This is a genomic window from Paraburkholderia sp. HD33-4 (genome assembly GCF_021390635.1).
GTDB lineage: Bacteria > Pseudomonadota > Gammaproteobacteria > Burkholderiales > Burkholderiaceae > Paraburkholderia.
The window spans coordinates 238,632-260,372 of sequence record NZ_JAJEJS010000004.1 but is presented as its reverse complement, the minus strand read 5'-3'; the positions used below and the strand labels follow the sequence as shown (position 1 = coordinate 260,372).

Here is a 21,741-nt window from a genome sequence, read left to right as displayed (position 1 = left end):
CGCTTATCGGCCTTTGCACACAACGAACGAGCCGTTCGTCAAGGACAGGTTACGAAGACGTCGGAATTAGTGCCGTCGGGCCCGGGGGCAATTGCCACGAGAACGAGCTGGACTATAGGAGTGCGAGCACGCGGCAGACAGGAACAGCGACGGCGGTACAGTTTTCGGCGTTCCTGTTGGTTGCTGACAGATCAAGGGCCAGAGGTAAAATTGCGCATCTGTTGGGACGACGTGGGCACTTATGAGAATCGATCCGTATAGCCTTGAACTCTTTCTTGCTGTTGCTCGGGAAGGCTCTATTACACGTGCCTCCAGGCTGGAACATATCGCACCGTCGGCGTTGAGCCGACGAATCGCCGATTTGGAAGAGGTAATTGGGTTACCATTGTTGATCCGTTCACCATCTGGCGTCGAGCTAACGGAGGCGGGTCATCACGCGTTTGTCCGTGCCACGAGGCTGCACGAAGACCTCCAGTCGCTTGCTCGCGAGGTTCAGTCGCTCAGCGGCCAGGTATCAGGTACGGTGCGTTTATTCGCCAATGCTTCCGCCATCGTCGGCTTCCTCCCTGAGAGACTCAAGCGCTTTCAGGCGCAATATCCACTGGTCCAAATCGCGCTGACCGAGCGTATCAGCGATGAGGTGTTGCGGGCATGCCTCGAAGATCGGGCGGATGTGGGGGTATGCGCAGCTTTGCGCGCCAAGCCGGCCGGCGTCGACTCGTGGCACTTCGCCGACGACCCTCTAATGGTGGTTTTGCCACCCGAGCACGAGTTGTCGGCGAAAGACACTCTGACGTTTGAGGACGTCGTACAGTATCCGCTTGTCGCGTTGCAGGCCGGCGGCGCGCTTGATCAGGCGTTGCGGGAGCGTGCCGTTGCTAGTCACGTAGGTATCCAGGTGAGCGTCACCGTGAACAGTTTCGACGCGCAGTGCCGCATGGTGGGGGTGGGACTGGGCATAGGCATTGTCCCAAGCAGCGCCGCGTCCGCCTTCGCAGGAACTAGCAACTTTGCACGACGTCCTTTGAACGAGTCATGGGGAAACCGCGAGTTGCACGTTCTCGCGCTCCGCAAATCATCTCGCCTCAAGGCTGTTCAGGCCCTCATTGACGCTTTAGTCTCCCGAACGACCGAGGGTTAATCCGGACGTCGCGAGCTGCGATACCCCTCCTGCCGAAGTAGCACTTCGTCTCGCTCCTCTTTGCAACCTACATTGCTTGCAAGGAGGCGGGACATGACACATCTGACATTGGCGAAGAGGGTTCTTTTCCTAAGCGCGGACCCGCAATCCATCAAAAGACAACTCGACGGTGAAGATCTCACGTTCGAAACCGCAGGCGCTCTTCGCGACGACGTTTCGACCGACGAAATCACGCCGATGAGTGTGCTCACGCAATATGACGAGCGCCTCGGGCGCTATCCCTATCTCGGTCTGCGGGCGGGTTCGGAATGTCCGATAGGGATCGACAGCGTCAAGTCGGGCGGATTTTCTGTAACCGTTGCGGGAAATCGCTACGGCAAAGGCTCATCGAGGGAGCATAGCCCGGTTGCCGAGCTGCGCGCGGGGATTCGGCTCGTGATCGCAAGGAGCTTTGAGCGCATCTACCGTCAGAACGCGGATAACCTCGGACTGTTCACGTCGACCGACTTCGGTCTGATCGATCGCATCCAGCGGGGGGAGCCAATCGACATCGAGGAGCTCGTCGCCTCACGTGATGAGCTTGCCGCCGCCATCCTGCGCAGCGGCGGCTTGCTACGCTATGGCGAAACGCATATGCGCAACGTTTCGGATTCCGACGTCGTCGGCGGCAGCGTAACCCCCCGAACCCTGACTGAAAAGATTCTTGCTCGTCATGCCATTCGTACTGAGCAGACCAACGCATCCGTCGAAGCAGGCAGCGGCGCGTTCGTGCGCGCCGATTGGCGCTTTATCCACGAGTACTACACCGGCATGGCCGCGCACATGCTGCATGCCACGTTCGGGCGGCCACTTCAGCTGTTTCAGCCTGAAAGCATTCTCGCTTTCGAGGACCACCTGTCGTACTCGCACCGCAGCGAACTGCACATCAGGAACGGCCTTTTGCCCAACGTGCACGAACTGTCGGCCGCGCACAGGAGTTTCGCGGACGACTATGGAGTTCGCAATCACGGCTATCTCGACGGCATTGACGGCAAGCCTGCCGAAGGCTCCGAAGGCATCTCCCACGCGATGATGGCCGAGATTTACGCGCTACCGGGCCAGGTGGTAGTCGGCACTGATTCGCACACACCGCATAGCGGGGCGTTGGGGTGCGTCGCATTCGGCGTCGGCACGACTGACATGGCGAACGCGTTCGTTACCGGGGCCGTGCGCATGACGGTCCCGCCGTCGATGCGCATCGAGATGCGTGGGCCGGTAAGTGCTGGCGTGACGGCCAAGGACCTGGTCCTTAGTCTGCTTGCGAATCCAAAGATCCGCGCGGGCGCCGGCGTTGGAAAGGTGTTCGAATTCACGGGTTCCGCCATTGCACAACTCACGACAGACGAGCGCGCGACGCTCACGAACATGACAGCCGAACTCGGCGGCTTCACGGGGATCGTCGCGCCGGATGAGGAGACGGTGCGGTTCCTGAAGGAGCGGCGCGGCATCGATTTCGCGCTCGAACCCTGGATGCAAAGCGACGCAGGCGCGCAGTACGCCGATACCATCGTGCTCGAGTGCGCGGCGATCAAGCCGATCGTTGCCTCGCCGGGTGACCCCGGCAATGGTGTGGCGCTTGATGAGCTGAAGGAACGGCCCAGGATCGACGTCGCCTATGGCGGCTCCTGCACGGCGGGCAAGCGCGAGGACTTTGACCACTATCACGCCGTGCTGGCGTGGGCCGCTGAACGCGGGCTGCGCGTGCCGGCCAATGTGAAGCTTTATCTCCAGTTTGGAACGACTGGCGTCCGCGACTATTGCGTAGCTCGCGGCTACATGAAGACGTTTGAGCGCGTAGGAGCCGAGGTCCTGCAGCCTTCATGCGGAGCCTGCGCGAATTGCGGGCCGGGTTCCTCAACCGAGGCGTCACAGGTCACTGTGAGCGCGATCAATCGCAACTTTCCAGGCCGGTCAGGGCCGGGCCAGGTTTGGCTGGCGAGTCCGCCAACTGTTGCGGCGAGTGCCATCGCGGGCGAGATCGTCTCGTTCGACGAACTCAAGGAGCGCTTCGCGTGAAGATCGCGGTTATCCCCGGCGACGGCATCGGCCCGGAAATCGTAGCGCAGTCAATGCGCGTTCTCGAAGCATTACGTGCTTTCGACTTTTCCTTCGTCGCAGACACAAAGGCCGCCGGCGCCTGCGCCTATGACCAGTTCGGAGATCCGCTTCCCGAGGCGACGGTACGAGCCGCGTTCGATGCTAACGCGGTGCTATTCGGCTGTGTCGGTGATCCACGCTACGACACCCTCGATCGTGAGCTGCGCCCCGAACAAGCCATTCTTGGATTAAGGAAAAAGCTAGGGCTTTACGCAAACTTGCGGCGAGTGCAGATCGATCCTTCCCTGGCAGAACTCTCGCCGCTGAAGCCGGAACTCGTATCGGATCTGGACATTGTGATCGTTCGCGAGCTTTCCGGAGATGTGTACATGGGGACGCCGCGAGGCCAGCGCGTCACGGCCGAGGGTGCATGGCAAGGTGATCGGGAAGGTTTCGACACAATGCGCTACAGCGAAAGGGAAGTGCGCCGGGTGGCACGCGTCGCATTCGAGTCCGCCCGCGGGCGTAGTAAGCGACTGTGCAGCGTCGACAAGGCCAACGTGCTGGAAACATCTAAGCTCTGGCGGCGCATTGTCATGGAAGTGGCAAATGACTATCCCGACGTGGCCGTGACGCATATGTATGCCGACACTGCCGGCATGGAACTGATTGCACAGCCAAAGTCATTTGACACGATCGTAACAGGGAACCTGTTTGGCGACCTACTATCGGATGCGGCTTCCGGGTTGACCGGATCGGTCGCGCTCGCAGCGTCGGCTATGTTCGGAGAAGCAGGGCCTGACATGTATGAGCCCGGTCACGGCAGCGCGCGGGATCTTGCGGGAAGAGATATCGCCAATCCTATCGCGAGCATTCGCGCGGCGGCGCTGATGCTCCGTCACTCAGGCGGTCGGCCGGACCTGGCGGATCGCGTGGACGTCGCGGTTAAGAAAGTACTGGAGCGCGGTTTGCGCACGGCGGACATCCATCGGCCGGGCACCACGCTGGTCGGCACCCAGCAAATGGGCGATGCGATCGTCCGGGCAATCGGCGAACACTAACCCCCTCTTCAGGCAGTTCCGTCCTTAATTTCAAAAACCAGCAGGAGACAAGCATGGCTAGTGCACACCCCGCCCCGCAAGGGTTGCGGCCGACGCTGAACGTTGCTGATCCAGCGCTCGTTCATCCTCGCACCGACGGTGGCGCAATTTCTGCGCGGATGGACAGATTGCCAGCAACACGCGCGATCTGGAAGCTGATCGCCTTGCTGAGTTTGGGCTTTTTTTTCGAAATATACGATCTTCTGTTCACCGGGTATATCGCGCCTGGTCTCGTACGCAGTGGCATTCTCACTGCGACGACAACAGGGCTGTTTGGCACGTCTGGCGTTGCCAGCTTCATCGCTGCATTGTTCGGCGGGCTATTTGTGGGAACGATTTCTTGCGGCTTCTTAGCTGACCGCTTTGGTCGGCGCGCTATCTTCACCTACGCCCTGCTTTGGTATGTGGTGGGAAACACGATAATGGTGTTTCAAACCACGGCACTGGGCCTGAATGCCTGGCGGTTCATTTCCGGGCTCGGCATCGGCGTGGAGCTGATTACGATCGGAACATACATGTCCGAGCTCGCGCCGAAACATCTGCGAGGCCGCGCCTTCGCGATTTGTCAGGCTATCGGGTTCTCCGCTGTGCCGGTGGTCGCGTTTCTATCCTATCTACTGGTTCCGCAATCGCCGTTCGGCCTCGACGGCTGGCGCTGGGTAGTACTGCTCGGCGGTGGCAGCGCGCTGATGATCTGGTGGGTCCGACGCAACCTGCCGGAAAGTCCGCGATGGCTTGCGAGCAAAGGTCGGGTTGACGAGGCCGACGCCATTCTCACAAAGCTCGAAGGCAAGGTGGAGAAGGAGTATGGCAGATCGTTGCCCGCTCCGGGTCCTTCTGAGCCGGTCGTGCGCAAAGCGAGTTTCAGTGATATGTGGAAACCGCCATATCGCACACGTACCGTGATGCTTCTTATCTTTCACGTGTTTCAGACCATCGGATTTTTCGGATTCGCTAACTGGGTTCCCACCCTGCTCGTCAAGCAAGGCATCACCGTGACGTCGAGTCTTCTTTACACGACAATTATCGGTCTCGCGGCGCCCATGGGTCCGCTCCTTGGCTACTGGATTGCAGATCGCTTCGAACGCAAGCACGTAATTGTCTTCATGGCGGGCATGAACGTCGTGTGTGGTCTCGTGTTCAGCCAGGTCAGCACGGCCGTTATGGTCGTCGCGCTGGGCGTTTGCCTGACGCTCGCTGGAAACATTATTTCCTTCACCTACCACACCTACCAGCAGGAACTCTACCCAACGGCAATCCGCGCTCGTGCAGTCGGATTTGTCTATTCATGGAGTCGAATGTCGGCGGTTTTTAGCTCATTCGTGATTGCGTTCGTTTTGAGGGACTTCGGTGTAGCCGGCGTATTCGTGTTCATTGCTGGCGCGATGATCGTGGTGATGATCGCGATCGGAACGCTTGGACCTCGAACCAAAGGCAAGTCGCTCGAAAGCATCTCGCACTAGCAGACAAGGCATCACTAGGAATTCCATCATGACAGCAGCCGTTTCCCTTTCCGACAAGTATGAGCTGCCAAAAGGCCGTGTCTACATGACCGGCACACAGGCATTGATCAGGCTTCTTCTGGCTCAAAAGGCGCGCGATGAATCCCAGGGTCTGAACACGGGTGGGTTTGTGTCGGGCTACCGTGGTTCCCCGCTCGGTGCGGTCGATCAGGAACTGTGGAGGGCCAAAAAGCATTTGGCGTCCCACAACATCAAGTTTGTTCCGGGACTCAATGAGGAGCTTGCGGCCACTGCGGTCTGGGGCACCCAGATGGTCAATCTGGACCCGAACGTAACCGTGGATGGCGTGTTTTCGCTTTGGTACGGCAAGGGGCCTGGCGTGGACCGCAGTGGCGATGTGTTCAAACACGGGAACATTGCCGGCACGTCCAGAAACGGCGGCGTCCTCGTCGTCGCCGGTGACGACCACAACTGCAAATCATCGAGCCTGCCGCATCAAAGCGAACATGCGTTCATTGCGGCCATGATGCCGGTGATGAACCCCTCAGGCGTTCGGGAGTTCCTCGAATTCGGCTTGCACGGCTGGGCCATGTCGCGATACTCCGGGTGCTGGGTGGGCTTCAAGACGATCACCGACACCATTGAAACGTCGGCGTCGTTCGAAGTTGATCCGAACTCCGTTGAGATTCGCGTTCCAGACACTTATCCAGTTCCACCCGACGGTTTCTCGATCCGCTGGCCGGACGCCCCGCTCGAGCAGGAAAACCGTCTGCAGCGTGAACGTCTCTACGCGCTGCTCGAATATGTGCGTCTGAACCGCCTGAATCGCCAGATCTGGGAATCCCCGTCTGCCCGCTTCGGGATAGTGACTACTGGAAAGAGCTATCTCGATACGCGGGAAGCATTGGCATTGCTCGGAATCGACGAGGCGCGTGCAGGTGAACTCGGCATTCGTGTACTGAAAATCGGCGTGTCGTGGCCCCTCGAACCTCAATGTGTTCGCGATTTCGCCGAAGGCCTCTCTGAAATTCTGGTCGTCGAAGAAAAGCGCCAGGTCATCGAATATCAAATCAAGGAGCAGTTGTACAATGAGCCGGTCGCGTCTCGTCCCCGTGTCGTCGGGAAGTACAACGAAGTGGGGGAGTGGGTACAGGTTCCGAAAAGCGGCGTCCTTCTCTCTCCCAACGGCGAACTCAACGCGGCGACGATTGCTTCGACTATCGCCGCGCGTCTCGCACGGCTTTTTGAACGCGACGAATTGCCCGCGAGTGTACAGGCCTACCTTACGACCGACGAATCAGAAGCACCGTGTATGAGCCTCGATGCCAGCCTCCCTCAGCGAGTTCCGTATTTTTGCTCGGGCTGTCCGCATAACACGTCGACCAAGGTACCTGAAGGGAGCCGGGCCGTGGCCGGTATCGGTTGTCACTTCATGTCAATGTGGATGGATCGGAAGACCGAAACCTTCACGCAGATGGGTGGCGAAGGGGTAACGTGGGTAGGCCAGTCTCCATTTACATCGACCCGTCACATCTTCGCCAATCTTGGTGACGGCACATACATGCACTCGGGATCCCTTGCCATTCGCGCAGCCATCGCTGCCGGTGTCAACATCACCTACAAGATTCTTTATAACGATGCTGTGGCGATGACCGGTGGGCAACCTGTCGAAGGGAGCCCCAGCGTGCAGCAGATCCTGCATCAGGTTGCCGCCGAGGGTGTTAAGCAGGTTCACTTGGTCAGTGACGAGCCGGAGCAGTTCAGCGGCGTAACAGTGCCGCAAGGCACCCGTGTGCTGCACCGCGATCGGATGGACGCGTTGCAGAAGGAACTGCGGGACGTCGAAGGGGTGACCGTGATTGTCTACGCGCAGACTTGCGCAGCGGAAAAACGCCGCCGCCGGAAGCAGAAGAAGCTGGTTGATCCTGCGCGCCGGGTGGTCATCAACGAAGAAGTCTGCGAAGGCTGTGGCGATTGCGGCGTGCAGTCGAATTGCGTCTCGATCATGCCGCTCGAAACGGAGCTGGGCAGGAAGCGCACGATCGATCAGAGCGCCTGCAATAAGGACTTCTCCTGTGTGAAGGGCTTTTGCCCGAGCTTCGTTACCGTCGAAGGCGGTCAGCTGCGCAAAGCCGCGAAAGCACGCGTTCCAGTTCCGACCGACTTGCCCGCTCCGACAATCGCCGGACTGTCACGGCCGTATAACGTCGTTGTCACCGGCGTCGGCGGCACCGGTGTGGTCACGGTCGGTGCGCTGATGGGGATGGCCGCGCACATCGAAGGCAAGGGGGTGTTGGTCCTCGACATGGCGGGCATGGCGCAGAAGGGCGGCGCGGTGATGTCCCACATCCGCATTGCTCAAACGCCGGAAGCGTTGCACGCTGCGCGAGTCGCGGCTGGGAAAACCGATCTTCTCCTCGGGTGCGACATGATGGTCGCTGCGAGCAAGGACGCGATGGCGTTGAGTAGCCCGCTGCGCACGCTTGCGATCGTCAATCTCGACGTCGCACCTACGGGCACTTTTGCACGAGATCCCGACTGGCAGGCCGCCCCAGCCGGCCTGTTGAGCCAGGTAAAGGCAAATACGCGAGCGACCGACGCGCTGGAGGCGTCGCGGATCGCGACCGCGCTGATGGGCGACGCGGTTGCGACGAATGTTTTTCTGCTCGGCTACGCATGGCAAAAGGGCATGATTCCACTCGAGGAGCAATCGCTGGTGCGGGCGATTGAGCTGAATGGCGCAGCCGTGGAGATGAACAAGTCAGCGTTTGCCTGGGGGCGACAGGCCGCACTGGACCTGTCGATCGCTCGCTCGGCAGCAGGTCTCGAGAAAGTTAGCATCATCGCGATGCCCCAGCGCAAAGCGACTCTTCAACAGATTGTCGCAGACCGGGTTGGCCGATTGACGGGGTATCAGGGTGCTGCATATGGGGGCCGCTATGAGCAATTCGTCCACGAGATCGCGGCGCTTGAATCCGGTCGTGTGAGTGGCGACAGGTTCAGTCGCGAGGTGGCGATCAGTCTGTACAAGCTGATGTCCTACAAAGACGAGTATGAGGTCGCACGCCTTTTCACAGAGACCAACTTCCTTGCACGACTGAACGGACAGTTCGAAGGGGATTTCAAGCTTCGTTTCCATCTGGCGCCACCCCTGTTGGCGAAGAAGGACGAGAAAGGCCACCTCATCAAGAAACAGTACGGCGGCTGGATCGTCCCTGCGTTTCGCCTTCTCGCGAAAGCGAAATTCTTGCGTGGCACCGTGCTTGACCCGTTCGGCTACACGGCGGAACGGCGGAATGAACGCGCTGCGATTGGAGACTACCAGACACTCGTGAAACGTCTCGCCGAAAATCTTGACGAAGCGCAGATGAAGACATCGACCGAGCTTGCGAAGTTGCCGCAGACGGTTCGTGGGTTCGGACATGTTAGAGAGCGCAATGCGGCCGCTGCTGCGAAGACCGCCGCTGCGTTGTTGAAGGACGGCGAGACCGCGCGACAGGGGTCGTCGAAAGTAGCGGCGTGATGCCGACCCTTGCGGCAAAACCGCCCGGCCGCACACGGAAGTCAACGATTCCTACATAGGGAGACATGAAATGGTACAGATTCCTGGACTCAAATTCCCGCTCGGCGAAGAGGTCGAAATGCTGCGCGACAGCATCGCGTCGTTCGCCGCCAAAGAAATCGCGCCGCGCGCGGGGGAAATCGATCGCACCGATCAGTTTCCGATGGACCTGTGGAAGAAGTTCGGCGACCTCGGCGTGCTCGGCATGACGGTCTCCGAGGAGTACGGCGGCGCGAACATGGGCTATACCGCGCACATGGTCGCGATGGAGGAAATCTCGCGGGCGTCGGCATCGGTCGGCCTGTCATATGGCGCGCATTCGAACCTGTGCGTGAACCAGATTCATCGCAACGGCACCGACGCGCAGAAGCGCAAGTATCTGCCGAAGCTCGTGTCTGGCGAGCACGTCGGCGCGCTCGCGATGAGCGAGCCGAACGCGGGCTCGGACGTGGTCAGCATGAAGCTGCGCGCCGAGAAGAAGGGCGATCGTTACGTGCTGAACGGCACCAAGATGTGGATCACCAACGGTCCCGATTGCGACACGCTGGTCGTCTATGCGAAGACCGATCCTGAAGCGAACTCGCGCGGCATCACCGCGTTCATCGTCGAGAAGGGCATGAAGGGTTTCTCGGTCGCGCAGAAGCTCGACAAGCTCGGTATGCGTGGTTCGCACACCGGCGAACTGGTGTTCCAGGACGTCGAGGTGCCGGAGGAAAACATCCTCGGCCAGCTCAATGGCGGCGTCAAGGTGCTGATGAGCGGTCTCGACTATGAACGCGCGGTGCTCGCGGGCGGTCCGACCGGCATCATGGTCGCGGTGATGGACGCGGTCGTGCCGTATATCCACGACCGTAAGCAGTTCGGCCAGTCGATCGGCGAATTCCAGCTGATCCAGGGCAAGGTCGCCGATCTGTACACGACCCTGCAGGCATGCCGCGCGTATCTGTACGCGGTGGGCCGTCAGCTCGACACGCTCGGCAACGGCCACCTGCGCCAGGTGCGCAAGGACTGCGCGGGCGTGATTCTGTACACGGCAGAAAAGGCGACGTGGATGGCCGGCGAGGCGATCCAGATTCTCGGCGGCAATGGCTATATCAACGAGTACCCGGTCGGGCGTCTGTGGCGCGATGCGAAGCTCTATGAAATCGGCGCGGGCACGAGCGAGATTCGTCGCATGCTGATCGGCCGGGAGCTGTTTGCCGAAACGCTGTGATCGCGAGCGAGAAAGAGGAGACACAGCGATGCCGATCATCGAATCAAAACTGAACCCACGCTCGGACGACTTCCGCACGAACGCGGCCGCGCTCGAAGCGCTCGTCGCAGATCTGCGCGCGAAGATCGAGCTGCTCGCGCAGGGCGGCGGCCAGGCCGCGCGCGACAAGCACACGAGCCGCGGCAAACTGCTGCCGCGCGAGCGGATCGCGCAACTGCTCGATCCGGGCACGCCCTTTCTCGAACTGTCGCAACTCGCCGCCTACGGCATGTATAACGACGACGCGCCGGGCGCCGGCGTGATCACCGGCATCGGCCGCATCGCGGGGCAGGAGTGCGTGATCGTCTGCAACGACGCGACCGTGAAGGGCGGCACCTACTATCCGGTCACCGTGAAGAAGCACGTGCGCGCGCAGGAGATCGCCAGCGAAAACCGCCTGCCGTGCGTGTACCTGGTCGACTCGGGCGGCGCGAATCTGCCGAATCAGGACGACGTGTTTCCCGATCGCGATCACTTCGGTCGCATCTTCTACAACCAGGCGAATCTGTCGGCGGCGGGCATTCCGCAGATCGCGGTCGTGATGGGCTCGTGCACCGCGGGCGGCGCGTATGTGCCGGCGATGAGCGACGAGTCGATCATCGTGAAGAACCAGGGGACGATTTTTCTCGGCGGTCCGCCGCTCGTCAAAGCCGCGACCGGTGAAGTGGTCAGCGCGGAAGACCTCGGCGGCGGCGACGTGCATACGCGTCTGTCGGGTGTCGTCGATCATCTCGCGCAGAACGATGCGCATGCGCTCGGGATTGCGCGCAGCATCGTCGGCAATCTGAATCGCGTGAAGCCGGCGTCGCTCGTGTTGCAGGAGCCGAAGCCGCCGCGCTACGACACGCAGAGCATCTACGGCGTGATTCCGGTCGACACGCGCAAGCCGTTCGATATCCGCGAGGTGATCGCGCGCATCGTCGACGATTCCGCGTTCGACGAATTCAAGGCGCGCTACGGCACGACGCTCGTATGTGGCTTTGCGCATATCTGGGGGCATCCGGTCGGCATCGTCGCGAACAATGGCATTCTGTTTTCGGAGTCGGCGCTGAAGGGCACGCACTTCATCGAGCTGTGCTGCCAGCGCAAGATCCCGCTCGTGTTTTTGCAGAACATCACCGGCTTCATGGTCGGCCGCAAGTATGAGAACGAGGGCATCGCGCGCAACGGCGCGAAGATGGTGACAGCCGTTGCGACCGCGAAGGTGCCGAAGTTCACGGTGATCATCGGCGGCTCGTTCGGTGCGGGCAACTACGGCATGTGCGGCCGTGCTTATTCGCCGCGCTTTCTGTGGATGTGGCCGAACGCGCGCATCTCGGTGATGGGCGGCGAGCAGGCGGCCTCGGTGCTCGCCACCGTCAAGCGCGACGGCATCGAAGCGAAGGGCGGCAGCTGGAGCGCGGAGGAAGAAGAGGCGTTCAAGCAGCCGATCCGCGAGCAATACGAGCAACAAGGCCATCCGTACTACGCGAGCGCGCGTCTGTGGGACGACGGCGTGATCGACCCCGCGCAAACGCGCGACGTGCTCGGTCTCGGCCTGTCGGCGGCGCTGAACGCGCCGATCGAAGAGACGCGCTTCGGCGTCTTCAGGATGTGATAGCTGACGGCGCCACGAGGCGACGACGCAAGGCAAAGGAGTGCTACGCATGCAATACGAAACGCTGAAGGTCGAGATTGCCGGCCAGATCGCGACGGTCACGCTGAATCGTCCGGAGGTGCGCAACGCGTTCAACGAAACGATGATCGCCGAGCTGAGCGCCGCATTCACCGCGCTCGACACCCACGACGACGTGCGCGCGGTCGTGCTCGCCGCGAACGGCAAGGCGTTCTGCGCGGGCGCCGACCTGAACTGGATGAAGAAGATGGCCGGCTACTCGGACGACGAGAACCGTGCCGACGCGATGCGGCTCGCGGGCATGCTGTCGGCCGTATATCGCTGCAGCAAGCCGGTAATCGCGCGCGTGAATGGCGACGCGTACGCGGGCGGCATGGGCCTGATTGCCGCGTGCGATATCGTCGTCGCGGTCGACAGCGCGCACTTCTGCCTGTCCGAAGCACGGCTCGGGCTGATTCCCGCGACGATCGCGCCGTACGTGATTCGCGCGCTCGGCGAACAGGCGTCGCGTCGCTACTTCGTCACCGCCGAGGCGTTCGACTGCGCGAGCGCCGTGCGGCTGGGTCTGGTCAGCGAAGCGGTGAGCGCGGAGCAGCTCGATGCGACGGTCGCGCAGCTCGCGCAGACGCTGTGCGCGAACGGACCGCAAGCGGTGCGCGCCTGCAAGCGGCTGGTGCAGGACATCGCGGGCCGGGAGTTGAGCGACGCGCTGATCGAGAACACGGCCGCACGCATTGCGAAGACGCGCGCCGGCGCCGAAGGCCGCGAAGGCGTCGCGTCGTTCCTCGAAAAACGCCAGCCGGGCTGGCGCAACTGAGATGCCCCGCTAACTACAACCGCCCCGCAGCGCCTATTTCATCGAGACACTCATGTTCAACAAGATCCTGATCGCCAACCGGGGCGAGATTGCGTGCCGCGTTGCGGCAACCTGCAAGCGGCTCGGCATCGCGAGCGTGGCCGTGTATTCCGACGCGGACGCCAACGCGAAACACGTCGCCGCCTGCGACGAAGCGGTGCATATCGGCGGCCCGGCGGCGGCGCAAAGCTATCTGCGCATCGAGCGCATCATCGAGGCCGCGCGCGCGACCGGCGCGCAAGCCGTGCATCCGGGCTACGGCTTTCTTTCCGAGAACGAAGATTTCGCGCATGCGTGCGAGGCGGCCGGCATCGTCTTTATCGGGCCGCCGGTCGAGGCGATTGCCGCGATGGGCTCGAAGGCAGCGGCGAAGGCGCTGATGCACGCGGCCGCGGTGCCGCTCGTGCCCGGCTATCACGGCGACGATCAGGACCCGCAACTGCTGCAACGCGAAGCGGACGCGATCGGCTATCCGGTGCTGCTGAAGGCGAGCGCGGGCGGCGGCGGCAAGGGCATGCGCGTGGTCGAGCGCGGCGCGGACTTCGCGGCGGCGCTGCTGTCGTGCAAGCGTGAGGCGGCGAGCAGCTTCGGCAACGATCGCGTGCTGATCGAAAAGTATCTGACGCGGCCGCGTCACGTAGAAGTCCAGGTGTTCGCCGATCAGCGCGGCGGCGCGGTTTACCTGTTCGATCGCGACTGCTCGGTGCAGCGGCGTCATCAGAAGGTGCTCGAGGAAGCGCCGGCGCCGGGGCTGTCCGCCGAGGTCAAGCGCGCGATGGGCGAAGCGGCCGTGGCCGCCGCGCGCGCGGTCAACTACGTCGGCGCGGGCACGGTCGAGTTCATCATGACGCCGACCGGCGAGTTCTATTTCATGGAGATGAACACGCGGCTGCAGGTCGAGCACCCGGTCACCGAGATGGTGACCGGACAGGATCTGGTCGAATGGCAATTGCGTGTCGCCGCGGGCGAGGCGTTGCCGCTCACGCAGCAGCAACTGAAGCTCGACGGCCACGCGATCGAGGTGCGCATCTACGCCGAGCATCCGGCGCGCGGGTTCCTGCCGTCCACGGGTACGCTCAAGCATCTACGCATGCCCGAGGGTGTCGAGTTCGCGATCGATGCAGCGGGACAGGGCGAGCCAGGCCGCAAGGCGCCGGTGCGTATCGACAGCGGCGTGCGCGAGGGCGACGCGATCACGCCGTTCTACGATCCGATGATCGCCAAGCTGATCGTCCACGGCGCGACGCGCGAGGAGGCGTTGGCGCGGCTCGCACGCGCGCTGCATACGTGCGAGGTCGTTGGGCCGCATACGAACGTCGAGTTTCTGCAGCGCATCGTCGCGAGCGAGCCGTTCGCGAGCGGCGATCTCGACACCGGCTTGATCGAGCGTCATCACGATGCGCTGTTCGCGCCGGCGAAAAAGCCGTTCAAGGAAGCGCTCGCGCTTGCATGCGCCGCGCTGCTCACGCGCGAGGGTGGCACCGCGCACGGCGCGTCGCCGTGGGATGCGCTGTCGCATTGGCGGCTGAACAGCGGTTACACGCAAACGCTCGGCTGGCGCATGATCGACGACGCCGCCCACGACGCCAGCAATGACCCCTTCATGGTGGTCTTCGCGCGCAACGGTGAAGCGCAGGCGCTCGTGCAAACACTCGAACACGATGGCGTGCGCGAGGACTTCTCATGGTCGGTTGGCGCGGGCGCGCACGAGTTCCGCGCGACGATCGGCGATGCACGCGTGACGGGGCGCGTGTTCATCGACGGCGACAGATTCCACGTGTTCTGCCATGGCGAGACGCTCGCATTCGAATGGCAGAACCTGCTCGCGCATGCCGCCGATGCCGAGCACGGCGAAGGCCGCCTGACCGCGCCGATGCCGGGCAAGGTGATCGCGGTGCTGGTCGAGCCCGGCGCGGTGGTCGAGAAGGGCACGCCGCTGATCGTGATGGAGGCGATGAAGATGGAGCATACGATCGGCGCGCCGACGGCCGGCACGGTCGCCGAGGTGCTGTATGCGGTCGGGGACCAAGTCGCCGATGGTGCGCAGCTGCTGATTCTCGAGGTGTGAAATGGACGAAATTCAGATGGCCGACCTTCCGAGGGGCGCAGCACTTCCGGGCCAAGTCAAAATTGTCGAAGTTGGGCCACGAGATGGCCTACAGGCAGAAAAGGACGAAGTGCCAACAGACATCAAGATCGAACTTGTCAATCGGTTGTCAGGATCCGGGTTGAGCAATATCGAAGCAGCATCATTCGTGTCTCCGAAATGGGTGCCCCAAATGGCTGATGGAGCCCGCGTGATGACGGCGATTGAACGTCGTCCCGGCGTAACTTATTCAGCATTGGTACCGAATCAGCGAGGTTTGGAAAGCGCGCTGGAAAGTAAAGTGGACGAGGCCGTGATTTTCGGGGCCGCTAGTGAGGCATTTTCCCAGCGCAACATCAACTGCTCGATCGCCGAGGCTAGCGATCGCTTTTCTCTCGTTGCCAGGGCGGCGAAGGATGCAGGAATACGCTTGCGCGGAAGCATTTCGTGCTGCTTCGGATGTCCATACCAAGGGGCGGTATCTCAGGATTCGGTTCTTGACGCTGTAAGGAGATTTGCTGATCTCGGTTGTGATGAGATTGATCTGGCAGACACCATCGGAGTAGGCACGGCAATGCAGGTTGCTTCGGTTGTCGAGGAAGCTGCGCGTGTATTTCCTATGGAACGTCTATCGGGACATTTTCACGATACCTATGGTCAGGCACTGGCAAACATTTTCGCGGCTATGCAGGTCGGCATGAATATCTTTCACTCCTCTGTTGCTGGACTGGGAGGCTGCCCGTATGCGAAAGGCGCGACGGGCAATGTTGCGACGGAGGACGTGCTGTACCTCCTCAACGGACTCGGCATCGAAACCGGTATCGACATACACACAATAGTGGCTGCGGGCGACTTCATCAGCCGTGCCCTTGGCAAGCCAAACGGCTCGAGGGTCGGACGTGCTCTGCTTGCCAAGGCCACGTGAGTTCCGGCAATTAGCCAGGGGAAGTCCAACTGTGACAATCCATCAGCTTATGAGTTAGGAATGCAGATGATAGAAATGAGCGGAAGGCTGGCCAGACTGGAAGCGGCGAATCTGGCAAATCGGGACGACGCGGATTTATGGCGATGGTTTTGTCGTATGTACGAGGAAAATCGCTTGAGATGGTGCGCATCGGGCTATGGCTGGCTAGTCAGCGTTGACCATCGGCACCTGGCCACTGAAGTTGATTTCGATGCTGCCATCCGGAATGCGCGGCAGCGTTTCGAATCGGGACGTCGCCAGACGCCTAAAGCGAGGCGTGAAGCGCATCAGGTGACTAACGTCGTTATTTCAATTGGGGTGGGGCGTGTCAAGGCGCAAGCGAAGTAGTTAAGCGCATGTTCAGTTGACTCCTGTTATTTGCGAGGTCTCGAAATGAAGGTGCTTGTTCCAGTTAAACGGGTAGTGGACTACATCGTGAAAGTCCGCGTGAAATCGGACGGTACGGGCGTCGACATCGCCAACGTGAAAATGTCGATGAATCCGTTCGACGAAATCGCCGTGGAAGAGGCGGTGCGTCTGAAGGAAGCAGGTGTGGTTAGTGAAGTGATCGCCGTGTCGGCGGGCGTGACGCAGGCGCAGGAAACGCTGCGCACCGCGCTCGCGATCGGCGCGGATCGCGCGATCCTGATCGAATCGGGTGAAGACCTGCAGCCGCTGGCGGTCGCCAAGCTGCTGAAGGCGCTGGTCGACAAGGAGCAGCCGCAGCTGGTGATCCTCGGTAAGCAGGCCATCGACGACGACTCCAATCAGACCGGCCAGATGCTCGCCGCCTTGGCGAACCTGCCCCAAGCCACGTTCGCTTCGAAGGTCGTCGTTGCTGACGGCAAGGCGACGGTGTCGCGTGAAGTGGACGGCGGTGCGGAAACGCTGTCGCTGACGCTTCCTGCTGTCGTCACGACCGATCTGCGCCTGAACGAGCCGCGCTACGTGACGCTGCCGAACATCATGAAGGCCAAGAAAAAGCCGCTGGAAACGATCAAGCCCGAAGACCTCGGCGTCGATGTCACGCCGCGTCTGAAGACGCTGAAAGTCGTCGAGCCGCCGAAGCGCTCCGCCGGTGTGAAGGTGCCGGACGTGAAGACGCTGGTCGAGAAGCTGAAGACCGAAGCCAAGGTGCTGTGAGGAGACACAAGAAATGACGAACCTGGTAATTGCAGAACACGACAACGCGTCGATCAAGGCCGCGACGCTGAACACGATCGCAGCGGCGCAGAAGATCGGCGGTGACATTCACGTGCTGGTCGCGGGTCACAACGCGCAGGCTGCGGCTGATGCGGCAGCGAAGATCGCTGGCGTTTCGAAAGTGCTGCTCGCCGACGCGCCGCAACTCGAAGCGGGCCTCGCGGAAAACGTCGAAGCGACGGTGCTGAACATCGCGAAGAACTACACGCACATCCTCGCGCCGGCGACCGCCTACGGCAAGAACATCGCGCCGCGCATCGCCGCGAAGCTCGACGTCGCACAGATCAGCGACATCACCGCAGTGGATTCCGCCGACACGTTCGAGCGCCCGATCTACGCGGGCAACGCGATCGCGACTGTTCAATCTCAAGATCCGATCAAGGTCATCACGGTGCGCTCGACGGGCTTCGACGCAGTGGCAGCCGAAGGCGGCAGCGCGGCGGTCGAAAAGGTCGAAGCGGCAGCCGATGCCGGCATCTCGCAGTTCGTGAGCCGCGAAGTGACGAAGCTGGACCGACCGGAGCTGACGAGCGCGAAGATCATCGTGTCGGGTGGCCGGGGTCTGGGCAATGGCGAGAACTACACGAAGGTTCTGGAGCCGCTGGCCGACAAGCTCGGCGCAGCGCTGGGAGCATCGCGTGCGGCCGTCGACGCGGGCTTCGTGCCGAACGACTATCAGGTCGGCCAGACCGGCAAGATCGTCGCGCCGCAACTGTACGTGGCGGTCGGCATCTCGGGTGCGATCCAGCACCTCGCGGGCATGAAGGACTCGAAGGTGATCGTCGCGATCAACAAGGATCCGGAAGCGCCGATTTTCAGCGTGGCGGACTACGGCCTCGTCGGCAATCTGTTCGCAGTAGTGCCGGAACTCGTCGCTTCAATTTGAGATTTCGCAGGCGCACTAAATACGCGAGACGGCTATCGCGAGATGCGATGAAGACATTTCGTATCTCGCGTTGATTGCATGCAAGGAGCTTTTATGCGGGACGAGCGCACACCAGTTATCGTAGGGATCGGTGAAATCGTTGACCGGCCGACGGTTCCATCGCTAGGTTTGGAACCACTGGCGTTGATGGAATCTGCGCTACGTCGCGCCGCCGAAGATGCAGTCGGGCAGGAAATGGCCATTCGTCTATTGGCGGCGATCGATTCTCTAGACGTGATCAACCTGGCGAGCTGGCGATACGATGATCCAGCAGGGCAGCTTTGTTCGCGGCTGGGGATCTTGCCCCGTCGCGCTGAATATGGTCCCCTTGGCGGGGAGAGCCCGGTCCGCCTGTTGCATGAGGCGGCTCTTTCTATCGCTCGAGGACAACAACATATCTGCGCAATTGTCGGCGCTGAGGCACGCAATACCCTTGTGAAAGCGCGGAAGATGGGCATAGAACTTCCGTGGTCGCCTCTGTCACAGAGCGCCCCGAGAATATTGCGGGGAGAGGAAATCTTGCGGCGACAGTCGGTGAAACTGGGTGTTGATCAACCAACTACCGTCTATCCATTCTATGAGACTGCAACTGCGGCGCACTGGGGACTGTCTCCTCGCGAAGCGTTGAAGGAGTCGGCCGAGTTGTGGGCTTCGTACTCGCAGGTAGCCGAGGCGAATCCAATATCATGGCTCAAAAAAAAGTTTAACGCTGACGCAATTGGCAGGGCGTCTCCGGATAATCGCATGATTGCGTGGCCCTATACGAAGCTTCAGGTTGCGAATCCAACAGTAAATCAAGGTGGGGCGGTACTCATCATGAGCCTCGCTCGGGCTAGGGCAGAGGGAATCAGCGAAGACAGGATCGTTCATGTCTTGGGAGGAGCGAAGGCCAACGAACCTCGCGACTATCTCGATCGCGACCAATACTACAGGAGTCATGCTCAAGAGGCAGTTCTGAAGGCCGGACAGGCAATCGCAGGAGATCGCGGCTTTGGCTTGATGGAGCTGTATAGTTGTTTCCCGTGCGTGCCCAAGATGGCACTACGATCTCTGGGGGGCGCAGGCAAAATTTCACCTACCGTCACCGGGGGGCTCACGTTCTTCGGCGGCCCTTTGAACAACTACATGACGCACGCAGCCTGCTCGATGGTCAGCCGCTTGCGTACAGATCGCGGCGTTGGCTTGCTGTATGGTCAAGGGGAATTCCTGACGAAACACCATAGTCTGGTGCTTTCGACCGATAGGCCGAAGCGGCCGATCGCGTGTTGGGATCCATCTGTCCAAGCCAGCGCCGACAGCCAGCGGTGCCCGGTACCCAAGTTTGTTGTTCGATATACAGGACGAGCGGCCCTCGAAACGTCTACGGTTATTTACGGTAAGGACGGGCAGATCGTCCACGGGGTGGTGATATTGCGCTGTCACGATGGCTCTCGGACGATTGCGCGGGTCCCGGCGGACGACCCTCAGACCCTACGGAGTATATGCGACCCTGACCGGACTCCGGTGGGCCTTGAGGGCACTCTTTTACAAGGCCACGACGAAGTCGCGAACTGGTCCGTCGGCAGTGACTAAATTGGCTCGACCTCTTAATGTTCGCTTCAACGGTGGATCTAGGAAGCGTTCACTCTTCTCGCAAACTAAACTCGAACGGACGGGGTTTTTTGCAAGTCGCCGACCGGGCCAAAGCTAGCCTCTATCCCGGAACAGATGTCACTGTGAGCCGATCTTTTTTGGTCAGGGCGACGGACGCATTCGTTTGCGCCTGTTCGTTCACCAAAGGAGGTGGGGCCAAAATTTTGCAATCGATTGGGCATGTATACATTTAGCAATCCGCCCACAATTTAACATAAAAGAAATTATCACCTTGTAAGTTGTAGGTCCCAAATAGAAATGTCGGGTTTCCGCTAAATAGAAATGTCGTGTTTTGGGTAGTTTGACTGCCGGACATCCGCTCAGGGAGCCGGCGATGAACGCGACTGGGACGATCACGATGACGATGCGTGAGATCGATCGGCTGAAGGTCATTCAGGCCGTGACCGAGTTCCGGCTCAAGCCGGGCCAGGCCGCCGAACGCCTGGGGTTGAGCGTGCGCCAGATCGAACGGCTGGTGTTGCGTTACGGCGCGGCCGGCGTGGCCGGGCTGGTGTCAGGCAAGCGTGGGCGTGCAGGCAACCACCAGCTGCCTGCCGGCAAGGCGCAGCGGGCGCTGGCGCTGATCCGCGAACGCTATGCGGATTTCGGGCCGACGCTGGCGCGCGAGAAGCTGCGGGAATGTCATGGTATCGAACTGGCGGTCGAAACGGTGCGCACGCTGATGATTGCCGCGGGACTGTGGGTGCCGCGCAGGGATCGCCCGCCGAAGGTGTACCAGCCGCGTAATCGCCGTGCCTGTCTGGGCGAACTGATCCAGATCGACGGCAGCGATCACCGCTGGTTCGAGGACCGGGCGCCCGCCTGCACGCTGCTGGTATTCATCGACGACGCGACCGGACGGCTGATGACGCTGCACTTCACGGCGACGGAGTCGACCTTCAGCTATTTCGAGGCACTGTCGAAGTATCTGGGCGCGCACGGCAAGCCGGTGGCGTTCTACAGCGACAAGGCCAGCGTCTTCTACGTGAAGCAACGCTCGGAGACGGCGGGCAAAGGCGTCACCCAGTTTGGCCGGGCGCTGTATGAGCTCAATATCGACGGATTCTGTGCCAACACGAGCCAGGCCAAGGGACGCGTGGAACGCGCGAACCAGACGCTGCAGGACCGGCTGGTCAAGGAGCTGAGGCTGCGCGGCATCAGCACGCGGGACGCCGCGAATGCGTATGCGCCCTCCTTCATCGCCGACTTCAACCGGCGGTTCGGCAAGCCACCCAGGAGCGACTACGATGCACACCGGCCGCTGCGCGACGACGAGGATCTGCGGCAGATCCTGGCCTACCGTGTCCCGCGCAGGATCTCGAATGCGCTGACGGTGCAGTACGATCGGGTGCTGTACCTGCTCGATGACACACCCGTCAGCCGGGGGCTCATGCATGAATATGTCGAGGTCGTCGAGTATCCCGATGGCGTGATCGAGGTGCAGGCCCGTGGCGAGGTACTGCCGTACCGGCAATATGACCGCATCACCCATATCGATCAGGGCGCGGAGATCGAGAACAAGCGCCTCGCGGGCGCACTGGAAGTCGCCCGCCGGGTTCAGGCCATCCGCGACGATCGCCGGGCAGCGGGCTCCCCATCACGCACGCACTGCGGCGAGCAGGTCCAGGCAAAGAAGGCGCTGATCGGGCTGAAGAAGCAGCGCGCAATCGAGGTCGCCGACCTTAATCAGGCGATTCTCGAAGTCAGCACAAAAATGAGGGACGGACGGGGGGCGGCTTCGCCGCCCCACCCCAAAACCTTGAAAAAAGACCGGAAACAGCGAGAAAAACCCGACATTTCTATTTAGCTGGCACCACGACGTTTGAACTTAGCGGGGACATAAGTATACAGTTAACACGCGATGTT

General features: G+C 61.1%; 15 protein-coding genes. All 15 read left to right on the top strand.

The window, feature by feature from the left end:
- Positions 1-241 precede the first annotated feature (241 nt).
- Entirely contained in the window at positions 242-1,141 is a 900-nt protein-coding gene (locus L0U84_RS43080; RefSeq protein WP_233860239.1) for a LysR substrate-binding domain-containing protein, read from the top strand.
- 93 nt (positions 1,142-1,234) lie between these two features.
- Complete coding sequence (locus L0U84_RS43075) at positions 1,235-3,196, top strand: aconitase family protein (protein ID WP_233860238.1); 1,962 nt, start codon at positions 1,235-1,237, stop codon at positions 3,194-3,196.
- A gap of 53 nt (positions 3,197-3,249) precedes the next feature.
- Positions 3,250-4,278 (top strand): 3-isopropylmalate dehydrogenase, encoded by a 1,029-nt coding sequence (leuB, locus tag L0U84_RS43070; RefSeq protein ID WP_267940240.1) that lies wholly within the window; start codon positions 3,250-3,252, stop codon positions 4,276-4,278.
- A 53-nt stretch (positions 4,279-4,331) separates the two neighbouring features.
- Positions 4,332-5,780 carry an MFS transporter gene (locus L0U84_RS43065; protein WP_233860236.1) on the top strand — a complete coding sequence of 483 codons (1,449 nt, stop codon included), beginning with the start codon at positions 4,332-4,334 and terminating at the stop codon, positions 5,778-5,780.
- Between the two features lie 28 nt (positions 5,781-5,808).
- The gene (locus tag L0U84_RS43060) at positions 5,809-9,303 is read left to right on the top strand and encodes an indolepyruvate ferredoxin oxidoreductase family protein (RefSeq protein ID WP_233860234.1); all 3,495 of its coding nucleotides are present in this window, start codon (positions 5,809-5,811) and stop codon (positions 9,301-9,303) included.
- A gap of 70 nt (positions 9,304-9,373) precedes the next feature.
- Positions 9,374-10,555, top strand: coding sequence for an isovaleryl-CoA dehydrogenase (locus L0U84_RS43055; protein ID WP_233860232.1), 1,182 nt, complete (start codon positions 9,374-9,376; stop codon positions 10,553-10,555).
- 28 nt (positions 10,556-10,583) lie between these two features.
- Entirely contained in the window at positions 10,584-12,191 is a 1,608-nt protein-coding gene (locus tag L0U84_RS43050) for a carboxyl transferase domain-containing protein (RefSeq protein ID WP_233860230.1), read from the top strand.
- Positions 12,192-12,240: 49 nt separating this feature from the next.
- Positions 12,241-13,026, top strand: a complete 786-nt coding sequence (locus tag L0U84_RS43045; RefSeq protein WP_233860228.1) for an enoyl-CoA hydratase/isomerase family protein — start codon at positions 12,241-12,243, stop codon at positions 13,024-13,026.
- 52 nt (positions 13,027-13,078) lie between these two features.
- Positions 13,079-15,133, top strand: a complete 2,055-nt coding sequence (locus L0U84_RS43040) for an acetyl/propionyl/methylcrotonyl-CoA carboxylase subunit alpha (RefSeq protein ID WP_233860226.1) — start codon at positions 13,079-13,081, stop codon at positions 15,131-15,133.
- Between the two features lies 1 nt (position 15,134).
- The gene (locus L0U84_RS43035) at positions 15,135-16,076 is read left to right on the top strand and encodes a hydroxymethylglutaryl-CoA lyase (protein ID WP_233860224.1); all 942 of its coding nucleotides are present in this window, start codon (positions 15,135-15,137) and stop codon (positions 16,074-16,076) included.
- A gap of 60 nt (positions 16,077-16,136) precedes the next feature.
- Entirely contained in the window at positions 16,137-16,463 is a 327-nt protein-coding gene (locus tag L0U84_RS43030; RefSeq protein ID WP_233860222.1) for a hypothetical protein, read from the top strand.
- Between the two features lie 45 nt (positions 16,464-16,508).
- Positions 16,509-17,258 carry an electron transfer flavoprotein subunit beta/FixA family protein gene (locus L0U84_RS43025; RefSeq protein ID WP_233860220.1) on the top strand — a complete coding sequence of 250 codons (750 nt, stop codon included), beginning with the start codon at positions 16,509-16,511 and terminating at the stop codon, positions 17,256-17,258.
- Positions 17,259-17,271: 13 nt separating this feature from the next.
- On the top strand, positions 17,272-18,204 hold the full coding sequence (locus tag L0U84_RS43020) for an electron transfer flavoprotein subunit alpha/FixB family protein (RefSeq protein ID WP_233860218.1): 933 nt from the start codon (positions 17,272-17,274) through the stop codon (positions 18,202-18,204).
- 78 nt (positions 18,205-18,282) lie between these two features.
- Positions 18,283-19,815, top strand: coding sequence for an acetyl-CoA acetyltransferase (locus L0U84_RS43015; protein ID WP_233860216.1), 1,533 nt, complete (start codon positions 18,283-18,285; stop codon positions 19,813-19,815).
- Positions 19,816-20,209: 394 nt separating this feature from the next.
- Positions 20,210-21,682: an ISNCY family transposase gene (locus tag L0U84_RS43010; protein WP_442794054.1), complete on the top strand. Its 1,473-nt coding sequence runs from the start codon at positions 20,210-20,212 to the stop codon at positions 21,680-21,682.
- Positions 21,683-21,741 lie beyond the last annotated feature (59 nt).